Origin of the sequence: Sphingopyxis sp. CCNWLW2 (assembly GCF_037095755.1) — a bacterium.
GTDB lineage: Bacteria > Pseudomonadota > Alphaproteobacteria > Sphingomonadales > Sphingomonadaceae > Sphingopyxis.
The window spans coordinates 1,224,653-1,238,249 of the sequence record NZ_JBAWKJ010000001.1 but is presented as its reverse complement, the minus strand read 5'-3'; the positions used below and the strand labels follow the sequence as shown (position 1 = coordinate 1,238,249).

Below are 13,597 nucleotides of genomic sequence, written 5' to 3'. Positions count from 1 at the left end.
GCGAGAGCGCCGCGCGGATCATTGCCCCGCCCGCTTCGCCCGCGCTTATCCTATCATTTCACCACCCGCTCGGCCTCGTCGATCGTGCCGCCGCCGATTTCGCGATCCTCTGCGTAGCGAATGCGCACCGGCCCCTTCAGCTTCGCCGCCAGCTCGCCCGGAACGCGGAGCGACACCTTGCGCGCGCCGACCTCGGGATAGACCGCGATGCCGCGCGCGACGAGCAGCGGCTCGGGGGTCCCCGGGCGCGTGACCTCGATATCGCCATAGACCGAACGATTGCCCGTGCGCGACAGGTCGAAATTGAACGCCGGCCCATCCTGCGTCTCGCTGACCCACGCCTCGCCGATCGATGCTTCGGCACCGAGGTCGCCGACGCGCACGATCACCGGGATCGTGATCCCGTAAATCGGCGTGAGTGCGATCGATACCCCCTCGCTCGCCGGCTTGGGCTCGGCGGTCGCGGGCGCCGCGTCGGGAACCGCGCGGAACAGCATATGCGCGCGATATTCGCCCGGCGGCGTCCCCTCGGGCAGACGCACCCCGACGCGCACGACCTGCGGCTGGTTCGGCGGCAGCGTGACGCGGCGCGGGCTGAAGGCGATCATGTCGAGCGCGGCGCGTTCGGCCGCCGTGACATTCTCCTCGGCGATCTCGTCGAGCCCGCCCTCGGCGGTCATCCGCTTGATCTCGAGGCTGATGCGATAGGTCGCGGGCTCGCTACCGATATTGTTGAGCACCACCTCGGTCCCGCGCGATCCGTCGAGGATGACGCGCGTCGGCGCGACGAGCAGGTCGCCCGCCGCCAGCGCGGGCGAGGCCGCGGCGCCGAGCGCAGCCGCGGTGAACAGGCCAAAGGCCTTCAAAAAGCGAAGCATTGGATACGATCCCCACAATCGTCCGGGAAACGGCCCCACACCGTCCCGATGGTCGCATCCTGCCTGCGCCAACATGGTTGATATTTCGCTAACCATCGCGGCGGCTGGCACAAAAAAGGGGTCGCCGGATCCATGCCGGCGACCCCATTTTAACGGCTGGCGGATCTCGGCCCGCCAGGCCCCCCAATCTTATTGGTAGTTCGCGGTGACGTTGAACGTCCCCGAATAGTCGCCCGCGGCCTGGTTGGCTCCGACGCTCAGCGTGCCGCCGACCTGGAAGCTGCCGCCCGTGGCGCCCAGCGTGATGTTCGCCGACGAATAGGTCAGCGTCGACGACATCGTGCCGCCGAGCGAGCCGTTGAGCGTGACGCTCGAATCGCCGCCGACCAGCACCACGGCACCGTTAGTGCCCTGGACGTCATAGCTGCCCGCCGTCGTCGTGCCCGTGCAGGTCAGGCCCGCGCCGCAGCTCGCGGCACCAGCGGTCGACACCGCGACGGTCGAGGCGGTCGCGCCGCTGATGATCGTCGCATATTGCAGGTCGCTGGTCTTGGTGAGCGTGATCTGGCGCAGGATCTTCGCCGTTGCCGTGCCGGTGGCCGACGCCGCATGCGCCGCCGAGGCGTTCATGGCGAGGGCAGCAATCGCGGCGCCCACGAGGGCGCGCTTCATTCCAAAGTTGCGCATATGATTTGGTCCCTTGATTTCGAAAATTGGAAGTCGAAATTCGAATGGATATCCCACCCCATTCGCCGACCTCTCTACGGGGCGACCCGTTCAGGCTTTGCCAGCAATATTGGTTAACGGTGCAACAAGGATTGGCCCGTGTTACGTAAGGTAACCGGGCAAAATCAGGACTTTAGCAGCATATAAAGCGGAGCGGAGGAGCCCCGTTTCCTTCATTAACGGCCCGGACTGGCACAAATTGATCAGCGTCCGGCAAGAATCGCACATGCACCAGCCCGGCGCAGATCAGATCGATTCGCCCGACAATCGCTGGCAGATCATATCGAGCTGGTCGAGCGATGCGAATTTCAGCGTCAACGCGCCCTTGCCCTCGCCGGCATAATGAATCGCGACACCGATTCCGAGCAGTTCGGACAGATGCCGCTCGACCGCGACGATATCGGGATCACGCCCGCCGTCGGCGCTCTTAAATTCAAGCGGAGCCTTGCGCGGCGCATCGCCGCCCTTGCCCGCGCGCACCAGCGCCTCGACCGCACGGACCGAGAGGCCTTCCTTCGCGACGCGGCGCGCGATCGCCTCGGCGCCGTCGGCGCCGATCAGCGCGCGCGCATGACCCATCGCGAGCGATCCGTCGCCAACGAGCGTCTGCACGCTCGCGGGCAGGTCGAGCAGGCGCATCAGATTCGCGACATGGCTGCGCGACTTGCCGACCAGCTTCGCCAGCGCTTCCTGATTATGCCCGAAATCCTCGATCAGGCGGCGATAGGCGCTCGCCTCTTCGATCGCGTTGAGGTCCTGGCGCTGGATATTCTCGACCAGCGCGATCTCATAGGTCGCGGCATCGTCGAGCTCGCGCACAAGCGCGGGAATCTGGTGCAGCCCCGCGCGCTGCGCCGCGCGCCAGCGCCGTTCACCGGCAACAAGTTGATAGCCGTCGCCATCGGGCGAGCGGCGGACGATGATCGGCTGCAGCAATCCGCGCAGCCCGATCGAATCGGCGAGCTCGGCGATCGCATTTTCATCGAAATGGCGGCGCGGCTGGCCCGGCAGCGGGCGAATCGCCCCGACGGGGACATGCTGCACCGAATCGCCCGCCGCCGGCGTGGCCTTCGCGGCGCTGCCGGGGGTCGCAAGCACCGGTGCCTCAACCGCGACATCGCCGAACAGCGCATTGAGCCCGCGGCCGAGGCCCGAAGGGCGCTTGCGCGCCGGTGTCGATTCCGATCCATTTTCGTCTTTATTATCAGCCATTTAAGCAGCCTTACGGACGTTAGGAAGCCGGTCGATCAACTCGCGTGCGAGTGCGATATAGGCCGCCGATCCGGCGCAGCGATGATCGTAGATCAAGGCCGGAAGCCCATGGCTCGGCGCTTCGGACAGCCGAACATTGCGCGGGATCACCGTTTCGAACACGACGGGGCCGAGCACCTCGCGCACATCGTCGGACACCTGATCGGTCAGCCGGTTGCGGCGATCGAACATGGTGAGCGCGACGCCCAGGATCGACAATTTCTGGTTGAAGCGTTCGCGCACGCGCTCGACCGTGGTGAGCAGCTGGCTGAGCCCCTCAAGCGCGAAAAATTCGCATTGCAGCGGCACGATCAGCGATTCGGCCGCGATCAGCGCGTTGAGCGTCAGCATGCCCAAGGATGGCGGGCAGTCGATCAGGCAGATATCCCACTGCCCCGCCTCGGCGCTCGACAGCGCCTGCTGCAGGCGGTGCAGGCGGTCCTGAAATTCGATCAGCTCGATCTCGGCTCCCGACAGGTCGACCGTCGCGGTGACGATGTCGAGCCGCGGCACCGCGGTCGGGATCGCGCACTCGGCAAGCGTCGCATCGCCACGCAGCAATTCATAGCTCGAAGATTCGCGTTGCGATTGCTTGATTCCCAGCCCGGTCGACGCATTGCCCTGCGGATCGAGGTCGATGATCAGCGTGCGCCAGCCCGTCGCCGCGAGCGCGGTCGCCAGATTGATTGCCGTCGTCGTCTTGCCGACCCCACCCTTCTGGTTCGCCACGGCAATGCGGATCATCGCTTTCCTCGCTGTTTTGCCGCGATTTTTCCGGAGCCGACCAAAATCTGGCTCTCAGCGTCCGTACGGCTCTGTTCCACGTGGAACATTCTCTGCCATGGCTGAGGCAGCAAAGCCAGTTCCTTAACTGCGTTTCGGCCTTTTGGCAGCAGCCAGCGCGTCGATTCGGTGGAAAAACGCGCGGATAAGTCGAGCAGCCGGTCGAGCGGGGCAAAGGCGCGCGCGCTGATCGTCGATGCGGGCCGGGTTTCGATCCGCTCCAAAGGCGCTTCGACGACCTCGACATTTGCGAGATCAAGCTCCGCAGCGACGCTGCGCAAGAAATCGCAGCGCCGCTTTCGCGATTCCACAAGCAGCATCGGGCGCGCGCTCAATATGGCGATAACCAGCCCCGGCAATCCCGCGCCGCTTCCGAGATCGATCCAGAGGCCGTCGCCGTCGCGGGTGTCGAAAGACAAGAGCTGGGCGCTGTCGGCAATATGCCGGACCCACATTGTCGGGATCGTCGATGACGCGATCAGATTCTGCTGCACGCTTTCGGCGATCAAAAGATCGACGAAGCGCTCAAGCTGTTTCCACTGACCAGCGGTCGGTGAAAATGCCTCGCCGATCCAGGCCCGTGCGGCGTCTTCGCTATCAAGCAGTTCAACCGACACGTGCGCACCCTCTGTTTTCAAACATCGATCGGCTCATGCGGCGCGCCGCCGGCTATGTACCATAATCGCGGTCAGCGCCGCCGGGGTCACCCCGTCGATCCGCGCCGCCTGCCCCAGCGTCTCGGGCCGCGCCTTCGTCAGCCGTTCGACCATTTCGCGCGACAGACCGCCGATCGCGGCATAATCGAGCGCAGGGTCGAGCATGATCGCCTCGTTCGCCGCGAGCGCGCGCAGTTCGGCATCCTGCCGCGCAATATAGGGCGCGTAATGCGCGTCTTCGGCGATCTCGGACAGAATCGCAGGATCGATGGAATCGAGTTCGGGTGCGAGCATGGCGAGCCGCGCCATCGTCATATCGGGATAGCGCAGCAGGTCGATCCGCTTGCGCGCGATGCCGTCCCCCGGGAGCGCCAGTCCGACCGCGGCATAATCGGCAGTCGCGACCGCCGCATCGAGCAGCGCTTCGGCTCGCGCCCGTTCGGCCTGCCGCGCCGCGAACAGCGCGGCGGTCGCGGGGCGCACCAACCCCAGCGCGATTCCCTTCGGCGTCAGCCGCGTCGCGGCATTGTCGGCGCGCAGCCGCAAGCGATATTCGGCGCGCGCGGTGAGCATGCGATAGGGTTCGGTCACCCCCTGCAGCACCAGGTCATCGACCATCACACCGATATAGGATTCGGATCGATCGAGGATCAGCGGATCACGGTCCTGCGCGGCGAGCGCGGCATTCGCACCGGCGATTAGCCCTTGCGCCGCCGCCTCCTCATATCCGGTCGTGCCGTTGATCTGGCCCGCGCACCAAAGACCCGGCATCGCGCGCACCTGCAATGTCCGGTCGAGCGCGCGCGGATCGATATGATCATATTCGACCGCATAGCCCGGCACGACCATCTCAACCGTCTCGAGCCCCGCCATCGTGCGCAGCATCGCAAGCTGCACGTCGGCGGGCAGCGAGGTCGAAATCCCGTTCGGATAGACGAGAAAGCTATCGAGCCCCTCCGGTTCGAGAAACACCTGATGCCCGTCGCGGTCGGCGAAGCGGTGGATTTTGTCCTCGATCGACGGGCAATAGCGCGGCCCCGCCGCGCCGATCGCGCCGGTGAACAGCGGCGATCGATCGAGATTCGCCGCGATAATCGCGTGGCTTTCGGCATTGGTGCGCGTGATCGCGCAAAAAATCTGCGGCACCGTCCGTTCGCTGTTCCACGTGGAACAGGTCCAGCGCGCCCCTTCCGCACTATCCGACGGCTGCTCGTCGAGCCGCGCCCAATCGATCGTCCGCCCGTCGAGCCGCGGCGGCGTGCCCGTCTTGAGCCGCGCCATCGGCAGGTCAGCCGCGCGCAACTGTTCGGCGAGCCGGTGCGCGCCAGCCTCGCCGATGCGGCCACCCTCCATCCGCTCCTCGCCGCGGAACAGCCGGCCGCCGAGGAATGTTCCCGTCGCGAGCACGACCGCGCGGGCATTCAAAATGGAGCCGTCGGCGAGATCGAGCCCTTCGACGCATCCATCCTCCGACAGCCGCAGCGCGGCCGCCTCGCCCGCGACGACGGTGATGCCGTCCTCTGCCGCGAGCAAGTTTTGGATCGCGTCGCGATAGAGTTTACGATCGGCCTGGATGCGCGGCCCCTGCACCGCCGCGCCCTTCGACGCATTGAGCATCCGATAATGAATCGCCGCGCTGTCGGCGGCGCGCGCCATCCACCCGTCGAGCGCGTCGACCTCGCGCATCAAATGACCCTTGCCGAGCCCGCCGATCGCCGGGTTGCACGACATCGTGCCGATCAGCGCGGGGTCGAAACTAACGAGCGCGACGCGCGCACCGAGCCGCGCCGCGGCGGCCGCGGCTTCGGTTCCGGCGTGCCCACCGCCGACGACGATGACATCGAAAATTGCTTCATTCTGCATGATTGGTGCGGCCTTTACCGCAAAGCGCGCGCCGAATCCACCGCGCTGCTTGCCGTTCGATGTTTCACGTGGAACATCATTTCCCGATGCAGAAACGCCCGAACAAGGCGTCGAGCATTTCCTCGACGCCCGCGCGCCCCGTAATCCGGTCGAGCGCGGTTGCGGCGAGCCTAAGTCGCTCGGCGAGCAGAATTAAATCATATTCCTCGCGCGATCCTGCCGCAATCGTCAGCCAGTCGCGCGCTTCGGCGAGCGCAGCGCGCTGACGCTGGCGCAGCGCCGCTTCGCCTTCGCGCGGCAACAAGGTGCGCGCCATGTCGACGATGTAGCGGTGAAGCTTGTCCATCCCCTCGCCCGTCGCCGCCGACAGGATCAGATCGCAATGCGCCGCGGCAGCTTCCGCCGCCGCATCGCCCGACCAGCGATCGGCCTGCGCGGCGATTGTGATGCAACGCGGATGCGCGGGCGCCGCCTTCGGCGGGCCGAGCCACAACAGAATATCCGCACCCTCGACCGCCGCCTTCGCGCGATCGATCCCGATCGCCTCGATAACATCGGCGCCCTCGCCGCGAATCCCCGCGGTATCCGAAAAGCGCATCGCGATGCCGTCGAGCGCGAGCGGCGTTTCGATCACATCGCGTGTCGTCCCCGCCACCGGCGATACAATCGCCAGCTCGCGCTGCGCCAAGGCATTGATCAAGGTCGATTTTCCAGCATTCGGCGGCCCCGCGATCACCACCGACAGCCCCTCGGCGATCACCTCCGCCGCCGGCCGCGCGAGCCATTCGCCGAGCTCGTCCGAAAGTGCTCCCATTCCCGCAATCAGACGCTGCGCAACAGCGTCGCCAACTTCGACATCATCCTCATCGGCAAAATTAAGTTCGGCCTCGGCGCCCGCCATCAGCGTGAGCAGCTGGTCCTGCCAACCTGCGACCGCACGCGACACATGCCCGCTCGCCATGCCGAGCGCCTGCACCCGCTGGCTTTCGGTCTCGGCCGCGAGCAGGTCGGCGAGCCCCTCGGCCTCGGCAAGGTCGATCCGGCCGTTGTCGAACGCACGCCGCGTAAATTCCCCCGCGATCGCGGGGCGCACACCCGGCATCGCGCCAAGCGCCGCCTCCACCGCCGCGACCACTGCGCGCCCGCCGTGCAGATGCAGTTCAGCGAGATCTTCGCCGGTCGCCGTCGCGGGGCCCGGGAACCAGAGGGTCAACGCGTTATCGAGCGGCGCGCCATCGGTGCCCTTGAGCGCAGCGAGTGAGGCATGACGTGGCTCGGGCAGCCTCCCCGCGAGTGCCTGCAGCGCCGCCCCGGCCTGCGGCCCGCTGATGCGCACGACGCCGATCGCCGCCGGCGGCATCCCGCTCGACAGCGCAAAAATCGTATCGCTTACAAGGGCTTGGTTCAGCTCTTGCGCCCCTTGGCGGACTTATCATCATCGTCCTTGTCGGCCGATTTCGACGCCCCGCCCATCAATCCGCCGCCGAACTGGCCGAGCAGCGACTGGACGAGCTCGAGCCCGCTGCCGCCCATGGGCACCCAGGTTTTGACCATCGACTGGACCATGTCGGGAGTGATCCCCTTCGCCATCAATTCCTTGACGCGGTCGAGGTAGATGTCGTGCAGCGGCTCGAGATCGGGAAGGCCGAACAGGCGCCGCGCCTCTTCGGGGGTGCAATTGATCTCAATATTGAACTTCATCGCCTGTCTCCGCCCCGAAATGCCGGTTAGCCGCTTGAGCCACGCCCATAGCACCGCTAGCTTCGCGCTTTCACCGCAAAGAAGCAAGAGTCAGGAGAGCTCCCCACATGGCCGCAACGAACACCGACATCCCGACGCTCGACGGCGCCGGCACGATCCCCGCCTATGTCGCGCGCCCCGACGCCGACAGCACGCGCGCGATCATCGTCATCCCCGAAATTTTCGGAGTCAACGAAGGCATCCGGCAGAAATGCGACGACTGGGCGGCCGAAGGCTATCTCGCGATCGCCCCCGACATCTTCTGGCGCTTCGCCCCGGGGGTCGAGCTCAGCCCCGATGTCGAGGCCGAATTCCAGCAGGCGCTCGGCTATTTCGGCCAGTATGACGCGGACGACGGGGTCAAGGATATCGAGGCCGCGATCCACTGGCTGCGCAATCAAGGTGCCGACAGGATCGGTGCGGTCGGCTTCTGCCTCGGCGGCCGCCTTGCCTATATGGCGGCGACACGCACCGATATCGACGCGTCGGTCGGCTACTATGGCGTCATGATCGACCAGATGCTGAACGAAAGCCACGCGATCGCCAACCCGCTGATGCTCCACATCCCGGCGGAGGATCATTTCGTCGACCATGCGGCGCAGAAAAAGATCCACGACGCGCTCGATCCGCACCCGAAGGTCACGCTCCACGACTATCCCGGCCTCGACCACGGTTTCGCCGCGACGATGGGCAACCGCCGCAACGAGGAAGGCGCTGAGCTCGCCGACGGCCGCACCCGCGCCTTCTTCGCCGAGCAGCTCGCATGAGCGCGCCGCATCCCGGCCTCGCCGCCTGGCACGCCCATATGGCGGGCGGCGGCGACCCGCAGGCGCTCGGTGACCTGCTCGCCGCGGATGCGGTGTTCCACTCGCCCGTCGTCCACACGCCGCAGGCCGGCCGCGACAAGGTCTTCGCCTATCTCCACGCCGCGAGCCACGTCCTCGGCGGCGACGATTTCCGCTATCTGCGCGAGATCGTCGACGGCGACCAGGCGATGCTCGAATTCCAGAGCGTCCTCGACGGCATCCAGATCAACGGTGTCGACATCATCACCTGGAACGACGAAGGAAAGATAAAAGATTTCAAGGTGATGGTTCGCCCGCTCAAGGCGATCAACAAGGTCTGGGAAAAGATGGGCGAAATGCTCGCAGCGCAAGCGGCGAGCTAGATCAGCATCAGTTCGGCGAGCTCGCGATAGAGTTCTGGCGGTAGCGCGCCGACCCCGCTTTGATCGTCGACGCCCTTTGGCGCATCGGCGTCGGCCAGATAGCGCCAGCCCTGATGCGCGCGCTTCGGCTGCGGATGCACACGCTCGAGATCGGCGACGCAGACGATGTCGACACGCCCGTCGCTGCGATCGTCGAAGCGCAGGATTTCAACACGCGCAACGAGTGTATGTTTCACGATGAAATGGAGCTTGCCGCCGACCAGCTCGTCGGCGCGCTTGGGCCGGAACCGCGTCGCAAAGCGAATTTCGCCGTCCGTCGCATAGTTGGCGATCCGCGCCTCCAGCGCCGGATAGTCGGCGCAGCCGACGGCAACGCGGGTCATGTGGAGTGCGGACATGCCCCAAAGATGGGAACGGACAAGAAAAAAGCCAGCCCCGCGAAGGACTGGCTTTTCCTTTTTTAGCCGAAGAGCGTTCCGACCCCGACGCCAGGATCGACCCAGCCTTCGTAGATCATCTTGACCGCGACATAGACGATCACGGCAAGGCCGACGTAGGCGATCCAGCGGTAGCGCTCGATATATTTGGCGATGATGTTCGCCGCGAGGCCCATCAGCGCGACGGCAAAGATCAGGCCGACGATCAGGATGCCCGGATGCTCGCGCGCCGCACCCGCGACCGCGAGGACATTGTCGAGGCTCATGCTGACGTCGGCGACGGCCACGGCCCAGGCGGCGCCGGCAAAGCTCTTGGCGGGCTTCAGACCCGAATGCTCGTCGCCCGCAATCTCGGGCGAACCATGCGACTGGCCGGTATGCCGCAGCTCGCGCCACATCTTCCACGCCACCCACACGAGCAGCAGCCCGCCGACGAAAATCAGCCCGACGATCTGCATCAACTGGGTCACGACGAGCGCGAAGGCGATACGCAACACCAATGCCGCGATCACGCCGATCAGGATGACCTTCTTGCGCTGTTCGGCGGGAAGCCCCGCGGCGAGTGCGCCAACGACGATCGCATTGTCGCCCGCGAGGACGAGGTCGATCATCAGCACCTGCAGGAAGGCGGCGAAGGCCGCGGGTTCGGTGATGTTCGAAAAATCGTTGACGATCGCGCCCCACATGTCGGCGGGTCCGCCAAATCCGGCGGCATGCGCGCCGGCCTGGGTCAAAAATTCCAAAATCACAGCGGCTCTCCGAAATAACTGACCTCTGGCATAGGGTCATAAAAGGGATGCAGCAACGCCCGCCATTGTTGATAACGGTCCGATTGCCGGAAGCCGTCCCGATGATCCTCGACCGACCTCCACTTCACCAAAAGCAGATAGGCCTGTCCAGTTTCTGTCGGGCGGCGAATTTCGATTGAAATAAAACCGGGCGATGCTTCGATCAGCGGCCGCGCCGCGCGGGCGGCCGCCTCGAACGCGGCCTCGCTTCCCGCACAAACGGGAAGCAAGGCATGTTCGATCACGGCCATCGCTGGGTCGGCTTACTGATTCATGGAGTCGAAGAAATCCTCGTTGGTCTTCGAATCCTTGATCTTGTCGAGCAGGAATTCCATCGCGTCGATCGTGCCCATCTGCATGAGGATGCGGCGCAGCACCCACATTTTGCTGAGCTTGTCCTTCTCGACGAGCAATTCTTCCTTGCGCGTGCCCGACTTGCCGACGTCGAGCGAGGGGAAGATGCGCTTGTCGGCGACCTTGCGGTCGAGCACGATTTCGGAGTTACCCGTGCCCTTGAATTCTTCAAAGATGACTTCGTCCATGCGGCTGCCGGTATCGATCAGCGCGGTGGCGATGATCGACAGCGAACCGCCTTCCTCGATGTTACGCGCCGCGCCGAAGAAACGCTTGGGACGCTGGAGCGCGTTGGCGTCGACACCGCCGGTCAGCACCTTGCCCGATGAAGGGACGACGGTGTTGTAGGCGCGGCCGAGGCGCGTGATCGAGTCGAGCAGGATGACGACATCCTTCTTGTGCTCGACGAGGCGCTTCGCCTTTTCGATCACCATTTCGGCGACCTGGACGTGACGCGTCGCGGGCTCGTCGAAGGTCGAGGAGACGACTTCGCCGTTCACGCTGCGCTGCATGTCGGTGACTTCCTCGGGACGTTCGTCGACGAGGAGGACGATCAGGTAAACCTCGGGGTGGTTGTCGGTGATCGCCTTGGCGATATTTTGCAGCAGCACCGTTTTACCCGTGCGCGGCGGCGCGACGATCAGCGCGCGCTGGCCCTTGCCCTGCGGGCTGACGAGGTCGATCACGCGCGCCGACTTGTCCTTGACGGTCGGGTCGACGGTGTCGAGCGACAGCTTCTGGTTCGGATAGAGCGGCGTGAGATTGTCGAAATTGACGCGGTGACGCACGACGTCGGGATCGTCGAAATTGACGCTGATCAGCTTGGTAAGCGCGAAATAACGTTCGCCGTCGCGCGGGGCGCGGATCTCGCCCTCGACGGTGTCGCCGGTGCGCAGGCCATATTTGCGGACCTGGTTCGGCGAGACATAAATGTCGTCGGGACCCGCGAGATAATTGGCTTCGGACGAGCGCAGGAAACCGAACGAGTCCGGGAGAACCTCGATCGTGCCCGATCCGATGATTTCCTCGCCCTCTTCGGCGAGTACTTTCAGGATCGAGAACATCAGGTCCTGCTTGCGCAGCGTCGATGCGCCCTCGACCCCCAGCTCTTCAGCCATTTCGACGAGCTGGGCGGGGGCTTTGGTTTTGAGTTCTTTAAGATGCATGGATGGATTCCAAGTAGATTTTGGGAGAAAATAACAGTCGATTTCGATGCACCCTGGGGTGCCTATCCGGCCGTGGGACGACCGTTCAAGATAGCTTCGGCGCAGGGAAGCGCCGCCCGCGCGGGGCGGGGTTGATCGGCCCCTATAACCGGGCCGGGTTCAAGTCAATCGGGCAGCGGTGATCGGGCGCTTTCGACCGGTCCTTTAGACCCTCGTCACCCCGGACTTGATCCGGGGCCCATTGCGCCAGCTCCGGAGTGGATGCCGGATCAAGTCCGGCATGACGATAGCAGATTAAGGGCGCACCACGACGAGGATGACAATGATCGCCGCGGCGACGCCCGGCACCTCGTTGAGCATTCGCAGCTGCTTTTCGGTGAGCGGCCGAAGCCCGCGCGCGAGCTTCTTCGCATAGCCGATCATCCAGCCATGATAGCCCGACACCGCCAGCACGAGTATCAGCTTGGCGATGAACCAGCCCTCGCGCCAATAATTGCCGTTGAAGGCGAGCATCAGCCCGAAAATCCAGACGATGATCAGCGCGGGATTCAAGATGATCCGCCGCAGCCGGTCCTCGCGCTCGATCCACTTCTTGTCCTCGTCGGACCCGACCGGACATTGATGGTGATAGACGAAAAAGCGCGGCATCATGAACAGGCCGGCCATCAGGAAAATCACGAAAATGATATGCGCCGCTTTGACCCAAAGCATCGTCGCCCCCAAAAAGCCTGCCAGTTCCATAGATTATCCGCCGCGAACGCGTTTGATCAGATGCTCGACATGGGCGATCGGCGTGTCGGGCACGATCCCATGACCGAGATTGAAGATATGGGGACGCGACGGGAACGCCGCAAGGATGCGGTCGATCGCCACATCGAGCGCGTCGCCGCCCGCGACGAGCGCGAGCGGGTCGAGATTGCCCTGTACCGGCAGATGCGCCGGCAAGTTGGCGTCGGCCCACAGCGGGTCGACCGTTTCGTCGAGCCCGATCGCGTCGACCCCGGTCTCGTCGGCATAGGCGCGGAGCTTTCCGCCCGCACCCTTTGGAAAGCCGATGATCGGCGTGTCGGGATGGAGCGCCCTTAATCGGCGCACGATCTCGGCGTTGGGCGCGATCACCCATCGCTCATATTGCGCGGGGCTCAGGCTGCCCGCCCAGCTGTCGAACAATTGCACCGCGTCGACGCCATTTTCGATCTGGCCCGACAGATAAGTGACGGTCAGCTCGACGATCGCGTCGATAATCGCCTGGAACGCCGCTGGATCGCCGAACGCAAGCCGCCTGGCCGCGGCCTGGTCCTTCGACCCCTGCCCCGCCACCATATAGGTTGCGACCGTCCACGGGCTCCCTGCAAAGCCAAGGAAGGTCGTTTCGGGGGGGAGCGCGGCCGCGACGCGCGCGACGGTCGCATAGACGGGGTCGAGCCGCTGGTGGGCCGTCTCGAGCGACGCCAGCGTGCTATCGACGAGTGGGGGTGCGAGCCGCGGCCCCTCGCCCGCCTCGAACCACAAATGCTGGCCGAGCGCGTGCGGGATGACGAGGATGTCCGAAAAGAGGATCGAGCCGTCGAAACCAAAACGCCGGATCGGCTGCAACGTCACTTCGGCCGCGGCCTCGGGATCGTAGCAAAGCTCGAGGAAACCGCCCTTGGTTTCCCTGAGCGCGCGATATTCGGGCAGATAGCGTCCGGCCTGGCGCATCAGCCACAAGGGCGGGCGCTCGTGCCGCACCCCGCGCAGCGTTGCCAGCAGACTCTTCGGTGACGCCTTCACGCGGGCCCTCTTTC

General features: G+C 64.9%; 16 protein-coding genes. 2 read left to right on the top strand and 14 right to left on the bottom strand.

Annotation, left to right across the window (positions count from 1 at the left end):
* Nucleotides 1-53: 53 nt before the first annotated feature.
* From V8J55_RS05835 to V8J55_RS05800, 8 genes are all read right to left on the bottom strand, one after another.
* Nucleotides 54-878: a molecular chaperone gene (locus V8J55_RS05835; RefSeq protein ID WP_336444728.1), complete on the bottom strand. Its 825-nt coding sequence runs from the start codon at nt 876-878 to the stop codon at nt 54-56.
* A 189-nt stretch (nt 879-1,067) separates the two neighbouring features.
* The gene (locus V8J55_RS05830; RefSeq protein ID WP_336444727.1) at nt 1,068-1,565 is read right to left on the bottom strand and encodes a DUF4402 domain-containing protein; all 498 of its coding nucleotides are present in this window, start codon (nt 1,563-1,565) and stop codon (nt 1,068-1,070) included.
* Between the two features lie 285 nt (nt 1,566-1,850).
* Entirely contained in the window at nt 1,851-2,816 is a 966-nt protein-coding gene (locus V8J55_RS05825; RefSeq protein WP_336444726.1) for a ParB/RepB/Spo0J family partition protein, read from the bottom strand.
* Nucleotides 2,817-3,599: a ParA family protein gene (locus tag V8J55_RS05820; RefSeq protein ID WP_037514325.1), complete on the bottom strand. Its 783-nt coding sequence runs from the start codon at nt 3,597-3,599 to the stop codon at nt 2,817-2,819.
* Complete coding sequence (gene rsmG, locus V8J55_RS05815; RefSeq protein WP_336444725.1) at nt 3,596-4,255, bottom strand: 16S rRNA (guanine(527)-N(7))-methyltransferase RsmG; 660 nt, start codon at nt 4,253-4,255, stop codon at nt 3,596-3,598. The genes V8J55_RS05820 and rsmG overlap by 4 nt, the downstream gene beginning before the upstream one ends.
* Nucleotides 4,256-4,288: 33 nt before the next feature.
* Nucleotides 4,289-6,157 carry a tRNA uridine-5-carboxymethylaminomethyl(34) synthesis enzyme MnmG gene (gene mnmG / locus V8J55_RS05810; protein WP_336444724.1) on the bottom strand — a complete coding sequence of 623 codons (1,869 nt, stop codon included), beginning with the start codon at nt 6,155-6,157 and terminating at the stop codon, nt 4,289-4,291.
* A gap of 76 nt (nt 6,158-6,233) precedes the next feature.
* Entirely contained in the window at nt 6,234-7,538 is a 1,305-nt protein-coding gene (mnmE, locus tag V8J55_RS05805; RefSeq protein ID WP_336445712.1) for a tRNA uridine-5-carboxymethylaminomethyl(34) synthesis GTPase MnmE, read from the bottom strand.
* A 23-nt stretch (nt 7,539-7,561) separates the two neighbouring features.
* Nucleotides 7,562-7,858, bottom strand: coding sequence for a DUF6489 family protein (locus V8J55_RS05800; protein ID WP_336444723.1), 297 nt, complete (start codon nt 7,856-7,858; stop codon nt 7,562-7,564).
* Nucleotides 7,859-7,965: 107 nt separating this feature from the next.
* Between V8J55_RS05800 and V8J55_RS05795 the strand changes: the two genes are divergently transcribed.
* Together V8J55_RS05795 and V8J55_RS05790 are read left to right on the top strand one after the other, a co-directional pair.
* A complete protein-coding gene (locus V8J55_RS05795) occupies nt 7,966-8,664 on the top strand; it encodes a dienelactone hydrolase family protein (RefSeq protein WP_336444722.1) in 699 nt (232 codons plus the stop codon).
* Nucleotides 8,661-9,065, top strand: coding sequence for a nuclear transport factor 2 family protein (locus V8J55_RS05790; RefSeq protein ID WP_336444721.1), 405 nt, complete (start codon nt 8,661-8,663; stop codon nt 9,063-9,065). The genes V8J55_RS05795 and V8J55_RS05790 overlap by 4 nt, the downstream gene beginning before the upstream one ends.
* Here the strand turns inward: V8J55_RS05790 and V8J55_RS05785 are convergent.
* From V8J55_RS05785 to hemE, 6 genes are all read right to left on the bottom strand, one after another.
* A complete protein-coding gene (locus V8J55_RS05785) occupies nt 9,062-9,463 on the bottom strand; it encodes a DUF1489 family protein (RefSeq protein WP_336444720.1) in 402 nt (133 codons plus the stop codon). The two genes, V8J55_RS05790 and V8J55_RS05785, sit on opposite strands and share 4 nt — an antisense overlap.
* Before the next feature lie 62 nt (nt 9,464-9,525).
* Nucleotides 9,526-10,188 (bottom strand): TerC family protein, encoded by a 663-nt coding sequence (locus V8J55_RS05780; protein WP_152568065.1) that lies wholly within the window; start codon nt 10,186-10,188, stop codon nt 9,526-9,528.
* Between the two features lie 59 nt (nt 10,189-10,247).
* Nucleotides 10,248-10,541 carry an antibiotic biosynthesis monooxygenase family protein gene (locus tag V8J55_RS05775; protein WP_336444719.1) on the bottom strand — a complete coding sequence of 98 codons (294 nt, stop codon included), beginning with the start codon at nt 10,539-10,541 and terminating at the stop codon, nt 10,248-10,250.
* Between the two features lie 12 nt (nt 10,542-10,553).
* A complete protein-coding gene (gene rho / locus V8J55_RS05770; RefSeq protein WP_037514314.1) occupies nt 10,554-11,810 on the bottom strand; it encodes a transcription termination factor Rho in 1,257 nt (418 codons plus the stop codon).
* A gap of 294 nt (nt 11,811-12,104) precedes the next feature.
* Complete coding sequence (locus V8J55_RS05765; protein ID WP_443030790.1) at nt 12,105-12,521, bottom strand: CopD family protein; 417 nt, start codon at nt 12,519-12,521, stop codon at nt 12,105-12,107.
* Between the two features lie 33 nt (nt 12,522-12,554).
* Nucleotides 12,555-13,583 carry a uroporphyrinogen decarboxylase gene (gene hemE / locus V8J55_RS05760; RefSeq protein ID WP_336444717.1) on the bottom strand — a complete coding sequence of 343 codons (1,029 nt, stop codon included), beginning with the start codon at nt 13,581-13,583 and terminating at the stop codon, nt 12,555-12,557.
* Nucleotides 13,584-13,597: the final 14 nt, after the last annotated feature.